Annotated in this window: 16 protein-coding genes; 1 reads left to right on the top strand and 15 read right to left on the bottom strand. The window is 61.5% G+C overall.

Annotation, left to right across the window (positions count from 1 at the left end; all coding sequences use genetic code 11):
- Positions 1-817 (top strand): IS3 family transposase (locus tag E8E68_RS10275; protein ID WP_280340259.1); only part of this gene is annotated, 817 nt, incomplete at its 5' end.
- Positions 818-896: 79 nt separating this feature from the next.
- Here the strand turns inward: E8E68_RS10275 and ispD are convergent.
- From ispD to bamA, 15 genes are all read right to left on the bottom strand, one after another.
- Positions 897-1,604 carry a 2-C-methyl-D-erythritol 4-phosphate cytidylyltransferase gene (gene ispD / locus E8E68_RS10270; RefSeq protein ID WP_110746064.1) on the bottom strand — a complete coding sequence of 236 codons (708 nt, stop codon included), beginning with the start codon at positions 1,602-1,604 and terminating at the stop codon, positions 897-899.
- The gene (ftsB, locus tag E8E68_RS10265) at positions 1,601-1,882 is read right to left on the bottom strand and encodes a cell division protein FtsB (protein WP_004576849.1); all 282 of its coding nucleotides are present in this window, start codon (positions 1,880-1,882) and stop codon (positions 1,601-1,603) included. The genes ispD and ftsB overlap by 4 nt, the downstream gene beginning before the upstream one ends.
- A 164-nt stretch (positions 1,883-2,046) precedes the next feature.
- Positions 2,047-3,336: a phosphopyruvate hydratase gene (gene eno / locus E8E68_RS10260; protein ID WP_003252333.1), complete on the bottom strand. Its 1,290-nt coding sequence runs from the start codon at positions 3,334-3,336 to the stop codon at positions 2,047-2,049.
- A gap of 154 nt (positions 3,337-3,490) precedes the next feature.
- Positions 3,491-4,336: a 3-deoxy-8-phosphooctulonate synthase gene (gene kdsA, locus E8E68_RS10255; protein WP_280341052.1), complete on the bottom strand. Its 846-nt coding sequence runs from the start codon at positions 4,334-4,336 to the stop codon at positions 3,491-3,493.
- Positions 4,337-4,339: 3 nt separating this feature from the next.
- Positions 4,340-5,968 (bottom strand): CTP synthase, encoded by a 1,629-nt coding sequence (locus E8E68_RS10250; RefSeq protein WP_110746062.1) that lies wholly within the window; start codon positions 5,966-5,968, stop codon positions 4,340-4,342.
- A gap of 269 nt (positions 5,969-6,237) precedes the next feature.
- Positions 6,238-7,521, bottom strand: coding sequence for a tRNA lysidine(34) synthetase TilS (tilS, locus tag E8E68_RS10245; protein WP_280341048.1), 1,284 nt, complete (start codon positions 7,519-7,521; stop codon positions 6,238-6,240).
- Between the two features lie 171 nt (positions 7,522-7,692).
- Positions 7,693-8,640 (bottom strand): acetyl-CoA carboxylase carboxyltransferase subunit alpha, encoded by a 948-nt coding sequence (locus E8E68_RS10240; RefSeq protein ID WP_110746060.1) that lies wholly within the window; start codon positions 8,638-8,640, stop codon positions 7,693-7,695.
- A 106-nt stretch (positions 8,641-8,746) separates the two neighbouring features.
- Positions 8,747-12,271, bottom strand: a complete 3,525-nt coding sequence (dnaE, locus tag E8E68_RS10235; protein WP_266034666.1) for a DNA polymerase III subunit alpha — start codon at positions 12,269-12,271, stop codon at positions 8,747-8,749.
- Between the two features lie 185 nt (positions 12,272-12,456).
- Positions 12,457-13,080 carry a ribonuclease HII gene (gene rnhB, locus E8E68_RS10230; protein WP_280341044.1) on the bottom strand — a complete coding sequence of 208 codons (624 nt, stop codon included), beginning with the start codon at positions 13,078-13,080 and terminating at the stop codon, positions 12,457-12,459.
- A gap of 1 nt (position 13,081) precedes the next feature.
- The gene (lpxB, locus tag E8E68_RS10225; RefSeq protein ID WP_266034660.1) at positions 13,082-14,209 is read right to left on the bottom strand and encodes a lipid-A-disaccharide synthase; all 1,128 of its coding nucleotides are present in this window, start codon (positions 14,207-14,209) and stop codon (positions 13,082-13,084) included.
- Between the two features lies 1 nt (position 14,210).
- The gene (lpxA, locus tag E8E68_RS10220; protein WP_110746056.1) at positions 14,211-14,987 is read right to left on the bottom strand and encodes an acyl-ACP--UDP-N-acetylglucosamine O-acyltransferase; all 777 of its coding nucleotides are present in this window, start codon (positions 14,985-14,987) and stop codon (positions 14,211-14,213) included.
- A complete protein-coding gene (gene fabZ, locus E8E68_RS10215) occupies positions 14,984-15,424 on the bottom strand; it encodes a 3-hydroxyacyl-ACP dehydratase FabZ (RefSeq protein WP_051097422.1) in 441 nt (146 codons plus the stop codon). The genes lpxA and fabZ overlap by 4 nt, the downstream gene beginning before the upstream one ends.
- A 114-nt stretch (positions 15,425-15,538) precedes the next feature.
- Positions 15,539-16,594: a UDP-3-O-(3-hydroxymyristoyl)glucosamine N-acyltransferase gene (gene lpxD / locus E8E68_RS10210; protein ID WP_266034652.1), complete on the bottom strand. Its 1,056-nt coding sequence runs from the start codon at positions 16,592-16,594 to the stop codon at positions 15,539-15,541.
- 1 nt (position 16,595) lies between these two features.
- Positions 16,596-17,099, bottom strand: coding sequence for an OmpH family outer membrane protein (locus tag E8E68_RS10205; RefSeq protein WP_003252311.1), 504 nt, complete (start codon positions 17,097-17,099; stop codon positions 16,596-16,598).
- 44 nt (positions 17,100-17,143) lie between these two features.
- On the bottom strand, positions 17,144-19,423 hold a 2,280-nt coding region (gene bamA / locus E8E68_RS10200), incomplete at its 5' end, for an outer membrane protein assembly factor BamA (RefSeq protein WP_280341029.1).

Below are 19,423 nucleotides of genomic sequence, written 5' to 3'. Positions count from 1 at the left end.
GCGCAGGTTTCCTTTGCCTGACCTCCTTCAGCTGGTCGAGCTGGCGCGCAGCACCTTCTACTACCAGCTAAACGCTCAGCAGAAGCCAGACCGGCATGCTGAGCTCAAGGCATTGGTGCATCGCGTTTACCACGAGCAGAAAGGGCTTTATGGTTATCGCCGTATCGCACTCGTAATCAGGAAGGAAAAGCGGGTGAACAAGAAGGTGATTGAACGGCTGATGGCTGAGCAGGGATTGAAATCAGTAGTCCGCCCCAAGAAATACCGCTCCTATCGAGGTACCGTCGGTAAAGTGGCAGCGAATGTGCTGGAGCGAAATTTTGTCGCTCAACGCCCAAACCAGAAGTGGGTGACCGACGTAACCGAGTTCAAAGTAGCTCAACAGAAGCTTTATCTGTCGCCCGTGATGGATTTGTACAACGGCGAAATCGTGGCCTACGAAATGGCCAGCCGCCCGTGCTATAGCCTGGTTGGGAACATGCTTGGTAAAGCGCTCGATTGCCTGGGAGAGAAACCGAAGCTCGTGCTGCATTCGGATCAGGGATGGCATTACCAGCAAGCGCAATACCGCCGTAAGCTAAGCGAACGCGGGATAAAGCAGAGCATGTCTCGAAAAGGCAATTGCCTGGACAATGCGGCCATGGAAAGCTTCTTCGGCACGCTCAAATCTGAGTTTTTCTATCTGAAGCGTTTCGAGAGCATTGATGAGCTGAGAACGGGTCTGGATGAGTACATTCAGTACTACAACCATGATCGCATCAAGCTGAGGCTTAATGGCCTGAGCCCTGTGGAGTACAGGGCTCAGGCTGTAGCTTAGAACTGTCCAACTTTTTGGGGGCAGTCCATCCTGTGGGAGCGGGTTTACCCGCGAATGGGCCGGTACAGGAGAACGATGTTCAGCGCCTACCCGCCCAGCGCTGACGCAACCACTCAAGGTCTTCCGGCCGGGTCACCTTGATGTTATCGCTACGCCCTTCGACCAGCCGCGGCGCTTGGCCGGACCACTCGATGGCCGAAGCTTCATCGGTCACCACCACATCGGACACCAGGCACTCAGCCAGCGCCCGGTGCAAGGCACCAAGGCGGAACATCTGTGGCGTGTAGGCCTGCCAGATGGTACTGCGGTCCACCGTAGCGCTTACCCGCCCGTTGCCATCGGCACGCTTGAGCGTGTCACGCGCCGGCACCGCCAGCAGGCCACCCACCGGGTCATCCGCCAACTCCGCCAACAGCTTGTCCAGGTCGCTGCGTGCCAGGTTTGGCCGCGCGGCGTCGTGCACCAGCACCCAATCGCTGTCTGCCGCCCCTTGGGCATGCAGCAGCAGCAAGGCGTTGAGCACCGAGTCGGCGCGCTCACGCCCGCCCGCTGCACGCTGGATTCGCAGGTCGCTGGCACAGCGCAGGCCGTGCCAGTACGGGTCGTCTTCGGCAATGCTGACCACCACACCTTTCAGCGCCGGGTGGCCAAGAAAACAGTCGAGGCTATGCTCGAGAAGGGTCTGCCCGGCCAGCTCCAGATACTGCTTGGGGCGGTCGGCAGCCATGCGGGCGCCAACGCCCGCAGCAGGAATCACGGCCCAGAAGGCCGGTAAGGTTTCGATCATTTCTGTGGCAACTGGAAGAGGGTTTCGCCCTCTTTGACCATCCCCAATTCATGGCGGGCGCGTTCTTCAACGGTCTCCATGCCTTTCTTCAGCTCAAGCACTTCGGCATCGAGCACACGGTTACGCTCGAGCAATCGCTCGTTTTCGGCATGCTGGTCGGCAATCTGCTGCTTCAGCTCGGTCACTTGCGCCAGGCTGCCGTTACCCACCCACAGGCGGTATTGCAGGCCTCCCAACAGCAGGAGCAGAACGAGGAACAACCAATAGGGACTGCGCATCACGTTATCCAGGTTAAAAAGGCTGCCGCGTACTTTTACGGGGCCTCGAATAGCACGAAGCCTGGCCGAGGCCAGGCTTCGTCGACAGAAACCCGTTGGAACGCAGTTCAGTTCCGTAAGAACGTCCCTACAGCTCCGGCTACTGTCTTTTTACCATCTCTTGCTTAGCCGCGAAACTCGGCACGACCACGGTAAACCGCTTTGGCGCCCAGTTGCTCTTCGATGCGCAGCAGCTGGTTGTACTTGGAAACGCGGTCGGAACGGCACAGCGAACCCGTCTTGATCTGGCCAGCTGCAGTACCCACGGCCAGGTCGGCAATGGTCGAGTCTTCGGTTTCGCCGGAGCGGTGCGAGATCACTGCGGTGTAGCCAGCAGCCTTGGCCATCTGGATGGCTTCCAGCGTTTCGGTCAACGAGCCGATCTGGTTGAACTTGATCAGGATCGAGTTACCGATGCCCTTCTCGATGCCTTCCTTGAGGATCTTGGTGTTGGTCACGAACAGGTCGTCACCTACCAGCTGGACCTTTTCACCGATCTTGTCGGTGAGGATTTTCCAGCCAGCCCAGTCGGACTCGTCCAGGCCGTCTTCGATCGAGATGATCGGGAAACGCTCGGTCAGGCCCTTCAGGTAGTCGGCAAAGCCTTCGGCGTCGAACGACTTGCCTTCGCCGGACAGGTTGTACTTGCCGTCTTCGTAGAATTCGGAAGCAGCGCAGTCCAGGGCCAGGGTCACGTCGGTGCCCAGCTTGTAGCCGGCTTTTTCCACGGCTTCGGCGATGGCGCCCAGGGCGTCTTCGTTGGAAGCCAGGTTCGGTGCAAAGCCACCTTCGTCACCGACGGCGGTGTTCAGGCCACGGGCCTTCAGCACGGCTTTGAGGTGGTGGAAGATTTCAGTGCCCATGCGCAGGCCGTCGGAGAAGGTCTTGGCGCCAACCGGCTGCACCATGAACTCCTGAATGTCGACGTTGTTGTCGGCGTGCTCGCCACCGTTGATGATGTTCATCATCGGCACCGGCATCGAGTACTGGCCCGGGGTGCCGTTCAGGTTGGCGATGTGCGCGTACAGCGGCAGGTCCTGGTCCTGGGCAGCGGCCTTGGCGGCAGCCAGGGACACGGCCAGGATGGCGTTGGCGCCCAGCTTGGCCTTGTTCTCGGTACCGTCCAGCTCGATCATGGCGCGGTCCAGGGCCTTCTGGTCGGAAGGATCCTTGCCCAGCAGCAGGTCACGGATAGGGCCGTTGATGTTGGCGACAGCCTTCAGCACGCCCTTGCCCAGGTAACGGCTCTTGTCGCCATCACGCAGCTCCAGCGCTTCGCGCGAGCCGGTGGAAGCACCGGACGGCGCGCAAGCGCTGCCGATGATGCCGTTGTCGAGCAGTACATCGGCTTCCACAGTGGGGTTGCCACGCGAATCGAGAACTTCACGACCTTTGATGTCGACGATTTTTGCCATTGTTGTAAGCACTCCAGAATTGACGAAAACAACGCAGCTTAGAGAATTCTTGCCGTTCACCTGGCTGAAATTGCGATTGGCAGGCCAAGTGAAGGGGGCCCCTGACCGGCGGGTCAGGGGTGGAACGGGCAGTACTTTACCCGAGAAATGAGCTTTACGCGGTTTCTACCGTCGGAAAACTTTTCACCAGGTCGTCCAGTTGCTTGAGCTGGGCCAGGAATGGCTCCAGTTTGTCCAGGCGCAGCGCGCACGGGCCATCGCACTTGGCGTTGTCCGGATCGGGGTGGGCTTCAAGGAACAGCCCGGCCAGACCCTGGCTCATACCGGCCTTGGCCAGGTCGGTAACCTGGGCGCGGCGGCCACCGGCGGAATCGGCGCGACCACCCGGCATCTGCAGGGCGTGGGTCACGTCGAAGAACACCGGGTACTCGAACTGCTTCATGATGCCGAAGCCGAGCATGTCCACCACCAGGTTGTTGTAACCGAAGCTGGAACCACGCTCGCAGAGGATCAACTGGTCATTACCGGCCTCTTCGCACTTGGCCAGGATATGTTTCATTTCCTGGGGTGCGAGGAACTGGGCCTTCTTGATGTTGATCACCGCACCGGTCTTGGCCATGGCCACTACCAGATCGGTTTGCCGCGACAGGAAGGCCGGCAGCTGGATGATGTCGCACACCTTGGCCACCGGCTCGGCCTGACACGGCTCGTGCACGTCGGTAATCACCGGCACGTTGAAAGTCCGCTTGATCTCTTCGAAGATCTTCAGCCCTTCTTCCATGCCTGGACCACGGTAGGACGTTACCGACGAACGGTTGGCCTTGTCGAAGCTGGCCTTGAACACGTACGGGATACCGAGCTTTTCGGTAACCCGCACGTACTCTTCGCAGACCTTCATTGCCAGGTCACGGGACTCCAGGACGTTCATGCCGCCGAACAGGACGAACGGCTTGTCGTTGGCGATCTCGATGTTACCGACGCGAATGATCTTCTGGGTCATTGATCAGGCCTTGTTCTTCTGAGCCAGGGCTGCCTTGACGAAACCACTGAACAGCGGGTGGCCGTCACGCGGGGTGGAGGTGAACTCTGGGTGGAACTGGCAGGCGACGAACCATGGGTGGTCCTTGGATTCGACCACTTCCACCAGCGCGCCGTCTTCGGAACGGCCGGAAACCACCAGGCCAGCGTCGACCAGTTGCGGCAGCAGGTTGTTGTTCACTTCGTAGCGGTGACGGTGACGCTCGGTGATCACGTCCTTGCCGTAGCAGTCGTGCACCTTCGAACCGGCAGCCAGCTGGCAGTCCTGTGCACCCAGGCGCATGGTGCCGCCCAGGTCGGAAGCTTCGTCGCGGGTCTCGACCGCGCCAGTGGCATCGGCCCACTCGGTGATCAAGCCAACGACCGGGTGGCCGCTATTGCGGTCGAACTCGGTGGAGTTGGCGTCCTTCCAGCCCATCACGTTACGGGCGAACTCGATCACGGCCACCTGCATGCCCAGGCAGATACCCAGGTACGGAACCTTGTTCTCACGGGCGTATTGCACCGCGGTGATCTTGCCTTCCACGCCACGCAGGCCGAAACCGCCTGGCACGAGAATGGCATCGGCGCCTTCGAGCAGGCTGGTGCCCTGGTTCTCGATGTCTTCCGAGTCGATATAGCGCAGGTTGACCTTGGTGCGGTTGGTGATGCCGGCGTGGCTCATCGCTTCGATCAGCGACTTGTACGCATCCAGCAGCTCCATGTACTTGCCGACCATGGCGATGGTCACTTCCTGCTCCGGGTTGAGCTTGGCATCGACCACCTTGTCCCATTCGGACAGGTCGGCGCCATTGCACTGCAGGCCGAAGCGCTCGACGACGAAGTCGTCCAGACCCTGTGCGTGCAGCACGCCCGGGATCTTGTAGATGGTGTCGACGTCTTCCAGCGAAATCACCGCACGCTCTTCAACGTTGGTGAACAGCGCGATCTTGCGACGCGACGAGGCATCGACCGGGTGGTCGGAGCGGCAGATCAGCACGTCCGGCTGCAGGCCGATGGAGCGCAGCTCCTTGACCGAGTGCTGGGTCGGCTTGGTCTTGGTCTCGCCAGCGGTGGCGATGTACGGGACCAGGGTCAGGTGCATCAGCATGGCGCGCTTGGAGCCTACTTCTACACGCAGCTGGCGGATTGCCTCGAGGAACGGCTGCGACTCGATGTCACCCACGGTACCGCCGATTTCCACCAGGGCCACGTCGGCATCGCCGGCGCCCTTGATGATGCGACGCTTGATCTCGTCGGTGATGTGCGGGATGACCTGGATGGTCGCGCCCAGGTAGTCACCACGGCGCTCTTTGCGCAGCACGTGCTCGTAGATACGGCCGGTGGTGAAGTTGTTGTTCTGGGTCATGGTGGTGCGGATGAACCGCTCGTAGTGGCCCAGGTCGAGGTCGGTCTCGGCGCCATCGTGGGTGACGAACACTTCACCGTGCTGGAACGGGCTCATGGTGCCCGGATCGACGTTGATGTACGGATCCAGCTTGAGCATGGTGACCTTCAGGCCCCGCGCTTCCAGGATGGCCGCCAGGGAAGCCGAGGCAATGCCTTTCCCCAATGAAGAAACAACACCGCCCGTGACGAATATGTAGCGCGTCATGAAAAACCCTAGAAGTCTGCGTTAAGGCGGCCAGCGCCGCCGGAGAAAGCGAAGGAAGGCCGAAGCCCCCGATCACCTGCGTCAATCACAGTGCATCTCGAAAAACTGCCGCGTCTGTACAGACCAGGGTTATCCCCGGCATGGAGCTCGCTCGTCATTTTCAGAATCAGCCCAGCAAAAAACTGCTTGGTAATCGGCAACTGCTGTGTTTTCGCGGAACCCACAGAAGTTGTATCAAGAAGGGAGGGTAGTCTACCGGAATGTACCCTTCAGCTCAAACCTTGCGCGTTCGTCGGTAACTGCCAGTGCAGCTGGCAATCCGCCTGCAACAGCCCGGGCAGGTTGGCCACCGCCAACAGGCGCGTGCCGTGGTACAGCAGCGGCAGGCGCGAACGCAGGAAATGCGGGACCTGCTGCTCGTTGAGCAGGCGCTTGAGCTCACGTCGGCCTCGGCCGGGAACCTCCAGCACTTCGCCGCCCTGCCGGTAGGCTACGCGCAGCCCGTGCAGCCCGGCTGCGCCAACCAGCCGCACACTGCCGTTGCCTGGCAGCAGCAACGGCAGCCCGGGCACTGGCCAGTCCAGCTGGCCAACAGGATGCTGCAACCAATCCCCGCTCAACCACCAGATGCGCCCATGGCTGCGCAGCAGCTGCCCGTCAGCCAGCCGCCAGATCGGTTGTGCATCGGCAGCGGCATCGCGCAGATCTACCCAACCAGCCCAATGCCGGGTATCGGGCAACCGGCTGCGTTGGCTCAGCCAGTATTGCAAGGCGTTGCGCTGACGCGCCGGGGACAGTGCCCTCAGGGCTGCCAGGTCGAGGGAGTCCAGCCCTGCCCAGGCCGTGGGCGCGCCCTCCCCCGCAAGCGCCAGGTCTTCCTGGGCCAGTTCGTCCAGCATGCCCAGCGCCTCTCCCAAATGCTGTGCTGCACGGGCGAAGTTCTGGCTGGCCTGTGGCCAACGCTGCTGCAACTGCGGCATCACTTCGCCGCGCAGGAAGTTGCGTGCGAATTGTGTGTCGGCGTTAGACGGGTCTTCGATCCAGGTCAGCCCTTGGGCCTCGGCATATTCCTGCAACTGTTGCCGGGAACAGGCCAGTAACGGCCTGACCAGGCTGCCCTGCCCCAACGCCCGCTGCCCCGGCATTGCCGCCAGGCCACGCAGGCCGGCACCGCGCAACAAGCGGAACAACAGGGTTTCGGCCTGGTCGTCGCGGTGCTGGCCGGTGAACAGGATGCCGCCTGGGCTCAGGGCTTGCCTGAAAGCGGCATAGCGGGCGTCGCGGGCCGCCTGTTCCAGACTGGCGCCTGGGGAGACCTGGACGTGGATGACCTGGAGCTCAACGTCGAAATTGTCGCAGATGGCTTGGCAGTGGGCGGGCCAGGCGTCGGCAGCGGCTTGCAGGCCGTGGTGGATATGAATGGCGCGCAGTGGGGGGGATGCGTGGTTGCGGGCGTATTCGGCCAGCAGGTGCAGGAGGACGGTGGAATCGAGGCCGCCAGAGAAGGCGACGTGCCAGGTGGGGGCGTTGAGCCAAGGAGTGAGGTTGATCATCTAGCCCTCGCCCGATTCCAGAAAGCATTCGCGGGCATGCCCGCTCCCACACGTACGGCGCAAGCCTCAAGGGCAACGCAATACCTGTAGGAGCGGGTTTACCCGCGAACACCGGCGAAGCCGGTGCCATCAATCACAAGGGCCGTAAAACGGCCCCGGGGCAAATCAGAATCAGAGGCCGTAGCTCATCAGGCGCTCGTAACGACGGGCCAGCAGCGCATCGTTGTCGAACTTGCCGAGCATGTCCAGCTGCTGCACCAGGTCGGCGCGGATGCTTTCGGACATCTTGGCCGGATCACGGTGGGCGCCGCCCAGCGGCTCCTGGATGACCTTGTCGACAATGTTCAGGCTCTTCAGGCGCTCGGCAGTGATGCCCATGGCCTCGGCCGCGTCAGCTGCCTTGTCGGCAGTCTTCCACAGGATCGAGGCGCAGCCTTCCGGCGAGATCACCGAGTAGGTGGAGTACTGCAGCATGTTCAGCTGGTCGCACACACCGATGGCCAGTGCACCGCCGGAACCACCTTCACCAATCACGGTGGCGATGATCGGGGTTTTCAGGCGCGCCATCACGCGCAGGTTCCAGGCAATGGCTTCGCTCTGGTTGCGTTCTTCGGCGTCGATGCCCGGGTAGGCGCCCGGGGTGTCGATGAAGGTCAGGATCGGCATCTTGAACCGCTCGGCCATTTCCATCAGGCGGCAGGCCTTGCGGTAGCCTTCAGGGCGCGGCATGCCGAAGTTGCGGCGCACTTTCTCGCGCACTTCGCGGCCTTTCTGGTGGCCAATGACCATGACCGGTTTGCCGTCCAGGCGCGCCGTCCCCCCCACGATGGCAGCATCGTCGGAGAAGTGGCGATCACCGTGCAGTTCTTCGAACTCGGTGAAGATGTGCTCCAGGTAGTCCAGGGTGTATGGACGACGTGGATGACGCGCCAGGCGGGCAATCTGCCAGCTGGTCAGGTTGCCGAAGATGCTTTCGGTCAGGGTGCTGCTCTTGTCTTGCAGACGGGCAATTTCATCGCTGATGTTCAGCGAGTTGTCGTTGCCTACCAGGCGCAGGCCTTCGATCTTGGCTTGCAGGTCGGCAATCGGCTGTTCGAAATCGAGAAAATTCGGGTTCATAGTCATCCGTCTTGGGTCTACGGCCAGGCGGCCGGCCGGTTGATCCGTTTGGCGCCCTACCTTAAGGGATCAGGCGCATTCAGGTCGAGATTAAATTTTTGTCGATTCAACGATATTGCAGGAAGACGTTCTCACGCCCGAACTGGTCACGCAGCGCCTGAATCAGCCCGTCAGCCGGATCGATCGCCCACTGCTCGCCGAACTGCAGCATGGCCTTGGCATCACTGCCGGTGTACTCCAGGGTGATCGGGCACGCGCCACGATGGCGGGTGATCAACTCGCCCAGCCACTTCAGCCGGTCGCCCTTGAGCGCTTCGTGCGCCACCTTCAGGCGCAGGCTCTCGGCCAGCTTGGTACGTGCATCTTCCATGGTCATGACCTGCTTCACCCGCAGGCGCAGGCCACCGGAGAAGTCGTCGTTGCTGACCTCTCCCTCGACCACCACCATTGCATCGTTCTGCAGCAAGGACTGTGCCGCGATGTAGGCATCGGCAAACAGCGATGCCTCGATGCGCCCGGAGCGGTCATCCAGGGTGACGAAGCCCATCTTGTCACCCTTCTTGTTCTTCATCACCCGCAGGGCAATGATCATGCCGGCGATGGTCTGGGTTTCGCGTGACGGCTTGAGGTCGATGATGCGCTGGCGGGCGAAGCGGCGAATCTCGGTCTCGTACTCGTCGATCGGGTGGCCGGTCAGGTACAGGCCAAGGGTGTCCTTCTCGCCCTTGAGGCGTTCCTTGAGGGTTAGCTCGCGCACCTTGCGGTGGTTGGCATAAACGTCAACCTCCGCTTCAGCGAACATGCTGCCGAACAGGTCGACATGGCCACTGTCAGCGGTATGCGCGGCCTGCTCGGCGGCCTTGATCGCCTCGCCCAGCGCTGACAGCAAGGTCGCCCGGTTGAGGTCGATGTTGGCCTGGTAGGCCTTGATCTCGTCATGGAAATGCGGCCCCAGGCGGTCCAGCGCGCCGCTGCGCACGAGCGCATCGAGGGTACGCTTGTTGACCCGCTTGAGGTCGATGCGTTCACAGAAGTCGAACAGATCCTTGAACGGCCCGCCCTGGGCACGCGCTTCGACGATCGCCTCCACCGGGCCTTCACCGACCCCCTTGATGGCGCCCAGGCCGTAAACGATACGGCCGTCGTTGTTGACCGTGAACTTGAAGTCGGAGAAGTTCACGTCCGGCGCGTCGAGGCGCAGCTTCATGCTGCGTACTTCCTCGACCAGCACCACCACCTTGTCGGTGTTGTGCATGTCCGCCGACAGTACCGCTGCCATGAACGGCGCCGGGTAGTGGGTTTTCAGCCAGGCTGTCTGGTACGACACCAGGCCGTAGGCGGCGGAGTGGGATTTGTTGAAGCCGTAGCCAGCGAACTTCTCCACCAGGTCAAAGATGTTACCGGCCAGGTCCGCATCGATATTGTTGGCCACGCAACCTTCGATGAAACCACCGCGCTGCTTGGCCATTTCTTCGGGTTTTTTCTTACCCATTGCCCGGCGCAGCATGTCGGCACCACCCAGGGTGTAGCCGGCCATGACCTGGGCAATCTGCATCACCTGTTCCTGGTACAGGATGATGCCGTAGGTGGGGGCCAGTACCGGCTTGAGGCCTTCGTACTGGTAGTCGGAATGCGGGTAGGCCAGTTCGGCGCGGCCGTGCTTGCGGTTGATGAAGTCGTCCACCATGCCCGATTGCAGCGGCCCTGGGCGGAACAACGCAACCAGTGCGATAAGGTCTTCCAGGCAGTCGGGCTTGAGCTTCTTGATCAGCTCCTTCATGCCGCGCGATTCAAGCTGGAACACCGCCGTGGTTTCGGCCTTCTGCAGCAGCTCGTAGGTCTTGCGGTCATCCAGCGGGATGAAATCGATGTTGAGATCGGGCAGGTTCTTCTTGGCCTGCTCGCGGTTGATGATCTCCATCGCCCACTTGATGATGGTAAGGGTACGCAGGCCGAGGAAGTCGAACTTCACCAGGCCGGCGGCCTCGACGTCATCCTTGTCGAACTGGGTTACCAGGCCGCCACCCTCTTCATCACAGGCGATCGGCGAAAAGTCGGTGAGCTTGGTCGGTGCGATAACCACACCACCGGCGTGCTTGCCGGTACCCCGGGTCACGCCTTCCAGCTTCAAGGCCATGTCCCAGATTTCACGGGCGTCTTCGTCGCCCTTGAGGAAGTCGCGCAGGATCTCTTCCTGCTCGTAGGCCTTCTCCAGGGTCATGCCCACTTCGAACGGGATCATCTTCGACAGGCGGTCGGCCAGGCCGTAGGACTTGCCCTGCACACGCGCCACGTCACGCACCACCGCCTTGGCGGCCATGGTACCGAAGGTGATGATCTGGCTTACCGCGTTGCGGCCATAGGCTTCGGCCACATAGTCGATCACCCGGTCACGGCCATCCATGCAGAAGTCGACGTCGAAGTCGGGCATGGAAATACGTTCCGGGTTGAGGAAGCGCTCGAACAGCAGGTCATAGGCCAGCGGGTCGAGGTCGGTGATCTTCAGGACATAGGCCACCAGCGAGCCGGCACCCGAACCACGGCCCGGGCCAACCGGTACATCGTTGTTCTTGGCCCATTTGATGAAGTCCATAACGATGAGGAAGTAACCGGGGAAGCCCATCTGGATGATGATATCCAGCTCGAACTTCAAGCGGTCCAGGTAGACCTGGCGCTTCTCTTCGTAATTGGGCGTGGTCTCTTTCGGCCACAGCACCGCCAGGCGCTCTTCCAGGCCCTCGTGGGAAACATGCCGCAGGTAGTCGTCGATGCCCATGCCGTTGGGCGTGGGGAAATCGGGCAGGAAGTACTTGCCCAGCTGTACCTGGATATTGCAGCGCTTGGCGATTTCCACGGTGTTGGCGATGGCGTCGGGCAGGTCGCTGAACAGCTCGGCCATTTCCTCAGCCGACTTCAGGTACTGCTGGTCGCTGTAGCCTCGCGGGCGGCGCGGGTCGTCGAGGGTCCAGCCCTCACCGATACACACGCGGGTTTCGTGGGCATCGAAGTCGGCCTGCTTGATGAAACGTACGTCGTTGGTGGCAACCAGCGGCGCGCCGAGCTTGTCGGCCAGCGCCACAGCGGCGTGCACGTATTCTTCGTCACGGGCGCGGTTGGTGCGCTGCACCTCGACATAGAAGCGGTCGGGGAACATGCCCATCCAGTCTTGCAGCAGGGCCTGGGCTTCATCCTCCCGGCCGGCCAGCAGGGCCATGCCGATGTCGCCCTCCTTGCCTGCGGACAGAGCAATCAGGCCTTCGCTCGCAGGCGCGATCCATTCGCGCTGGAGAATGACCAGGCCATTGCGCTGGCCGTCGGTCCAGCCGCGCGAAATCAGTTCGGTGAGGTTGCGATAACCCTTGGGGTCCATGGCCAGGAAACAGATGCGCGACAGCGGCGCTTCCGGGTCGGCCCCGGCCAGCCACAGGTCGGCACCACAGATCGGCTTGATGCCGGCGCCCATGGCAGTCTTGTAGAACTTCACCAGCGAGCACATGTTGCTCTGGTCGGTGATGGCTACCGCCGGCATGTTCATCCCGGCCAGTGCCTTGGCCAGTGGTTTGATCCGCACCAGGCCGTCGACCAGCGAAAATTCGGAGTGGACGCGCAGGTGAACGAAGGGAACCGACATGGAAGATCCTGTAGCAGTGCTGAACGACAAGGGCGGGATTGTAGCCTAACTAGGGGCTTTTTTTGGGGCTGCTTTACAGCCCTTCGCGGGCACGCCCGCTCCTGCAGGTACGGCACCGCTGCTCAGACCGATGAATCCTGGGGAGCGGGCATGCCCGCGAAGGGCCGCAAAGCGGCCCCAATAGGTCAGATCAGGGAATCGGTGACGCCTTCGCGCGCTTCCCAGGCTGCCCGCACCGGGGCGAAGGAACGCCGATGAATGGGCGTAGGCCCAAGGCGCGCCAAGGCTTCGAGATGCACCGGGGTTGGGTAGCCCTTGTGCCCGCCAATGCCATAACCTGGGTAGATCAGTTCGAATGCACTCATCTCCCGATCACGGGTCACTTTGGCCAGGATCGAGGCCGCCGCAATGGCCGGCACCTGGCTATCACCCTTGACCACAGGCGCTGACGGGACTGCCAGTTTCGGGCAGCGGTTACCGTCGATCAGGGCAAGCTTGGGCCTAACGTGCAAGCCTTCGACCGCACGCTGCATGGCCAGCATGGTGGCCTGCAGGATGTTCAGGCGGTCGATCTCCTCGACTTCAGCGCGGGCGATGCAGAAGCTCAGGGCCTTTTCGCAAATCTCGTCGAACAGCGCCTCGCGCTTGGCCTCGGTGAGCTTCTTCGAGTCGTTCAGGCCAATGATCGGCCGCGCCGGGTCGAGGATCACCGCCGCCGTCACCACTGCGCCGCACAGCGGGCCACGGCCTACTTCGTCGACACCGGCGACCAGGTCTTCGACCAGGTTGAAGTCCAATCCAATTTGCATGTCAGCGGTCCTTGAGCAGGGCCAGTACCGCTTCGGCCGCCTGGTTTGAGGCGTCACGGCGCAGGGTGCGATGAATTTCGTCGAAGCGTTCGGTCTGCCGGCTGCCATCTTGCACGAGCGGCGCCAAGGTCTTGGCCAGGGCTTCGCTGGTCGCGTCGTCCTGCAGCAACTCGGGCACCAACTCACGCTGGGCCAGCAGGTTCGGCAACGACACGTAGGGGCTTTTCACCAGGCGTTTGAGGATCCAGTAGGTCAACGGCGCCAGGCGATAAGCCACCACCATCGGCCGCTTGTACAACAGCGCTTCGAGAGTAGCGGTGCCCGAGGCGATCAGGACGGCATCACATGCGGCCAAGGCCTGATGCGACTGGCCATCGAGCAGGGTCAGCGGCAACTGGCGCCCTTCAAGCATCTGCTCGACCTGGGCGCGCCGCGCAGCATTGGCGCAAGGCAGCACGAAGCGCACGCCTGGCACCTGCTGGCGCAAGCGCTCGGCGGCATCGAGGAACAATGCGCCCAGGCGGCCCACTTCGCCACCGCGGCTGCCCGGCATCAGTGCCACCACTGGCCCGTCACCAAGCCCCAGCAGGGCGCGCGCGGCCGCACGGTCGGCTTCAAGCGGGATGGTGTCGGCCAGCGGGTGGCCGACAAAGCGCACCGGCACGCCCTGCTCTTCGTAGAAGCGCGCCTCGAAAGGCAGGAGCGTCAGCATCAAGTCGCAGCCTTCGCGAATCTTCAGCACACGCTTCTGTCGCCAGGCCCATACCGAAGGGCTGACGTAGTGCACGGTCTTGATCCCGGCCTGGCGCAGTTTGAGTTCGATATTGAGGGTGAAGTCAGGGGCGTCGATGCCGATGAATACATCGGGCTTTTCATCGATCAGGGTCTTGATCAGCAGCTTGCGACGCTTGAGCAATTCGCGCAGGCGCCCCAGTACTTCGACCAGGCCCATGACCGCCAGACGCTCCATGGGGAAGTAGGATTGCAGGCCTTCTGCTTCCATCAAAGGGCCGCCCACGCCGATGAAACGGACATCGGGGTGGCGTTCCTTGAGAGCCCGCATCAAGCCTGAACCCAGAATATCGCCGCTGGCCTCACCCGCGACCAAGGCTACGCAAAGCCGGGCCATGTCAGCGGGTAATGCCGCGGGCGGAGTTCACGATCGACTGGCGGAACAGCTCGACCTCAGGATGTTGCGCAGCCGGTTCGGCCAACTCCTTGAGCGCATCTTCGACAGTCAGGCCCTGGCGGTAGACAATCTTGTAGCAACGACGCAGCACATGGATCACCTCGTCACTGAAACCGCGGCGGCGCATGCCCTCGAAGTTCATGCTGCGGGCTTCGGCCGGGCTGCCGAACACGGTGACGAACGCCGGTACGTCCTTGCCGATTGCCGTACCCATGCCGGAAAACGCGTGGGCACCGATATGGCAGTACTGGTGTACCAGGGTATAACCGGACAGGATTGCCCAGTCACCCACATGCACATGGCCGGCCAGCGCCGTGTTGTTGACCAGGATGCAGTGATTACCGATGACGCTGTCATGGCCGATGTGGGCGTAGGCCATGATCAGGTTATGGTCACCCACTGTGGTTTCCGCACGGTCCTGAACGGTACCACGATGAATGGTCACCCCTTCGCGGATCACGTTGTGATCACCAATGACCAGCCGCGTCGGCTCCCCCTTGTACTTCAGGTCCGGGGTGTCTTCGCCGATCGAGGAAAACTGAAAGATACGGTTGTGCCTGCCGATACGGGTCGGCCCTTTAAGCACAACATGCGGCCCGATAACGGTGCCCTCCCCGACTTCTACATCAGGGCCAATGATCGACCAAGGGCCGACCTCGACACCATCGGCCAGCCTGGCTGATGGATCGATAATGGCCCGAGGATCAATCGAATTCATAGGGAGCGTTCCGCGCAGGTGATTTCTGCCGAGCAAACCGGCTTGCCGTCGACCAGCGCACGGCATTCGAACTTCCAGATCATGCTCTTGCGGCTGAGGAACCGGGCCTCCAGCACCAGCTGGTCACCTGGCAGCACCGGCTGACGGAAGCGCAGCTTGTCGGAACCGACGAAGTAGTACAGGGTGCCATCAGCCGGCTTGGCATCGAGCATCTTGAAACCCAGGATGCCGGCCGCCTGGGCCATGGCTTCGATGATCAGGACGCCCGGCATGATCGGGTGCGCCGGGAAGTGGCCATTGAAGAACGGCTCGTTGATGCTGACATTCTTGTAGGCACGAATGCTCTGGGCCTCGAAGTCCAGGTCCGTTACGCGGTCCACCAACAGGAACGGGTAACGGTGAGGCAGGTATTCGCGAATCTCGTTGATGTCCATCATTTCGGGGGGGAAGCCTGTAATAAGAATAGGGAGCGCAGGTGCTGACCACACGCTCCTTTTGCAATCCAAAGAGGAGCCAGCTAGCGACTGTTCACTCTTGCTCAGGGAATGGTATCAGCCTTCTGATGTCGGCAGGCCACCTGAGGTCACGGTATCGACGCGTTTTTCCAGCTGCTGGAGACGCTTGGCCATGTCGTCCAGTTGGCGGATACGCGCGGCGCTCTTGCGCCAGTCAGCCAATGGCTGCATGGCAGTGCCGGAAGAATAGGAACCCGGTTCAGTGATCGAACGGGTAACCATGGTCATTCCGGAAACGAAAACGTTGTCGCAAATATCAATGTGCCCAACCAGCCCCACACCACCGGCCAGCATGCAGTGCTTGCCGATGCGCGTGCTGCCGGAGATTCCGACGCAAGCGGCCATGGCCGTGTGATCACCGATCTGCACGTTGTGAGCGATCTGGATCTGGTTGTCCAACTTGACCCCGTCGCCGATCCGGGTGTCGGACAGCGCGCCACGGTCTACAGCAGTATTGACGCCGATCTCCACGTCATCACCGATGGTGACGCCGCCGATCTGTGCAATTTTACGCCAGATGCCCTTCTCGTTGGCGAAGCCGAAGCCCTCGCCGCCGATCACGGCACCCGACTGTATGACCACACGCTTACCGATGGTCACGTCGTGATACAACGTGACCCGCGGTGCCAGCCACCCCCCTTCACCGACCACACAGCGGGCACCAATGAAGCAGTGTGCGCCGATGCTTACGTTGGCGCCGATGCGCGCACCACTTTCGACGACCGCGAACGGCCCGATGCTGGCGCTGGCGTCCACCTGGGCATCTTCCGCCACCACGGCGCTGGGATGTATTCCCGCCTCAGCCTTGGGTTTGGGATCGAACAGGTGGGAAATCCGCGCGTAAGCCAGGTACGGGTCCGCCACGATCAGGGCATTGCCGGCAAAGCTCTCGGCATCCGCAGCCTTGAGCAGCACCGCGCCGGCCTGGCTGTTATCCAGGTACTTGCGGTACTGCGGGTTGGCGAGGAAGCTCAACTGCGTCGGGCCAGCCTCTTGCAAGGTGGCCAGCCCGGTAATCTGCAGCGCCTCGGGCCCCTTGAGGGTAGCACCGAGGGCCTCGGCCAGCTGGCCTAGCGTCATGGTCACACTCATATCAACGGGCTTGGTTCATGCGCTCGATGACCTGGCGGGTGATGTCGTACTGAGGCTTGACATCGATGACCGCACCACGCTCCAGGACCAGGTCGTAACCGCCCTTCTTGATCACTTCTTCGACGGCACCGTCCAGCTTCGGCTTCAGCTGCTTGAGCATGTCGCGATCGGCAACGGCCTTGGCTTCGTTCAGCTCCTTGGACTGGAACTGGAAATCGCGGGCCTTTTGCTTGAACTCGAGCTCCAGGCGCTCACGCTCCTGCTGCTGCATCTTGTCGCCGCCTTTGATCAGGCGGTCCTGGATGCCCTTGGCACTGCTTTCCAGGCTTTTCAGCTTGGTCAGTTGCGGGCCGAACTTCTTCTCGGCATCGACCGCGTATTTCTTGGCGGCATCCGATTCAAGCAGGGCCATCTGATAGTTCAGAACGGCAACCTTCATTTCGGCGAAAGCCGGGGTGGCGACCAGCGCCGCGGCCACTACGGCCAGTTGAGCCAATTTACGCACGATGCACTCCTGGATAAACCGTTGTCATTAAGCAAGGGCCGACCTTAGAAGGTCTGGCCCAGAGAGAATTGGAACACCTGGGTATCGGCATCGTCCGGCTTCTTCACCGGCATTGCCAGGCTGAAGCTCAACGGGCCCAGTGCGGTAATCCAGGTCACGCCCAAGCCGACCGAGCTGGCCATGCCCGAGAAGCCGACTTTTTCGCAATCAGGCTTGTTGCCGCAGTTGGTATCGAACACGTTACCCACGTCCCAGAACACGGAGGTGCGCAGCGAACGCTGGTCCTTGACGAACGGCAGCGGGAACAGCAATTCGACGCCACCTTGCACCAACACGTTACCACCGAACGGCAGCGGATCCTGATCCGGGTCGGCGATGGTGCCTGGCTTGCCACCCGCGGCCTCGCCGATGCTCGGTGTACTGCGAGGGCCAAGGCTGCTGTCCTTGAAGCCACGCACGGAGTTGAAGCCACCTGCGAAGTAGTTCTCGTAGAACGGCAGGCCAGAGGTGCTGCCGTAACCATCACCATAGCCCAGCTCGGTGTGCAGGCGCAGGGTGTAATCGTTGTTGATCGGCTGGAACAGCTGACCACGGTAGTCAAGCTTGAAGAACGACAGGTCGCTGCCTGGAATGGTCGATTCCAGGGTCAGGCTTTGCGAGTGGCCACGGGTGGCCAGCACGCCCTTGTTCAGGGTCGACTCGGACCAACCGATCGAAGCCTTGAAGTTGAGGAAGTTGTCGCCTTCCTGCTCAAGGAAGTCGAAGATCTCGTCAACGGTGTACTTACCGGTCTTGATCTTGTCCTGCTGCACGCTCAGGCCGTAGGTCAGACGCGAGGTTTCGCTGATCGGGTAGCCCAGGCTGACGCCGGCACCGTAGCTGTCCACCGCATAGCTGGCCACGTCGACGTCGAGATCGTCGTAGTCGGTGCTGCGGTAGAAGGCGTTGTAGCCCAGGCTGACGCCATCAGCCGTGAAGTAGGGATCAACGAAGCCGAAGTTGTAGCGGGTTTGGTATTCCGAACGGGTCAGCCCGATGGACACCTTGTTACCGGTACCGAGGAAGTTGCTCTGGCTGATCGAACCACCCAGGATCAGGCCCGCACTCTGGGCGAAGCCGACGCTGGCGGTGATCGAACCGGAAGCCTGCTCTTCGACGCTGTAGTTGACGTCGACCTGGTCGTCGGTGCCTGGCACAGGCGGGGTCTCGACGTTGACTTCCTTGAAGAAGCCCAGGCGCTCCAGACGGGTCTTGGACTGGTCGATCAGGTAGGTCGAAGCCCAGCCGCCCTCCATCTGGCGCATCTCGCGACGCAGCACTTCGTCTTCAGTCTTGGTGTTGCCGCGGTAGTTGATGCGGTTGACGTAGGCACGCTTGCCCGGGTCGACCACGAACATGATGTCTACCGTGTGGTCCTCGTCGTTCGGCTGGGGCACGCCGTTGACGTTGGCGAAGGTGTAGCCTTCGTTACCCAGACGACGGGTGATCAGCTCGGACGTGGTGGTCATCACCTTGCGCGAGAACACTTGGCCCGGCTGCACCAGCAGCAACGACTTGACCTGGTCTTCCGGCACCTTCAGGTCACCGGACAGCTTCACGTCGCGAACGGTGTACTTCTCGCCTTCGTTGATGTTGACGGTGATGTAGACGTGCTTCTTGTCCGGGGTGATCGACACCTGGGTGGAGGCGATGTCCATGTTGATGTAGCCGCGGTCCAGGTAGTAGGAACGCAGGCGCTCCAGGTCACCGGAGAGTTTTTCGCGAGCGTACTTGTCGTCGTTCTTGAAGAACGACAGCCAGTTGGTGGTCTTCAGCTCGAACAGTTGGCCCAGGGTTTCATCGTCGAACACGTTGTTGCCGACGATGTTGATGTGCTGGATGGCAGCGACGGTACCTTCGTTGATCTTGATCTTCAGCGCCACACGGTTGCGCGGCTGCGGCACCACCTCGGCGTCGACCTCGGCCGAATAGCGGCCCTGGGCCACGTACTGGCGCTGCAGTTCGTTACGCACGCCTTCGAGGGTGGCACGCTGGAAGATCTCGCCTTCGGCCAGGCCAGATTGTTTCAGGCCCTTCATCAGGTCTTCGGTGCTGATCGCCTTGTTGCCTTCGATCTCAATGCTCGACACCGACGGGCGCTCGACCACGTTGATGATCAGCACGTTGCCATCGCGGTTCAACTGGATGTCCTGGAAGAACCCGGTCTTGAACAGGGAACGGGTCGAGTCCACCAGACGGCGGTCATCGGCCTGGTCACCGACGTTCAGCGGCAAGGCACCGAACACGCTGCCGGCGGAAACCCGCTGCAGGCCGTTGACGCGAAT

Origin of the sequence: Pseudomonas sp. BN607, assembly GCF_029871175.1 — a bacterium.
Lineage (GTDB): Bacteria > Pseudomonadota > Gammaproteobacteria > Pseudomonadales > Pseudomonadaceae > Aquipseudomonas.
Note: the sequence above shows the minus strand (reverse complement) of the source record. Positions and strands in the feature narration are given on the sequence as shown.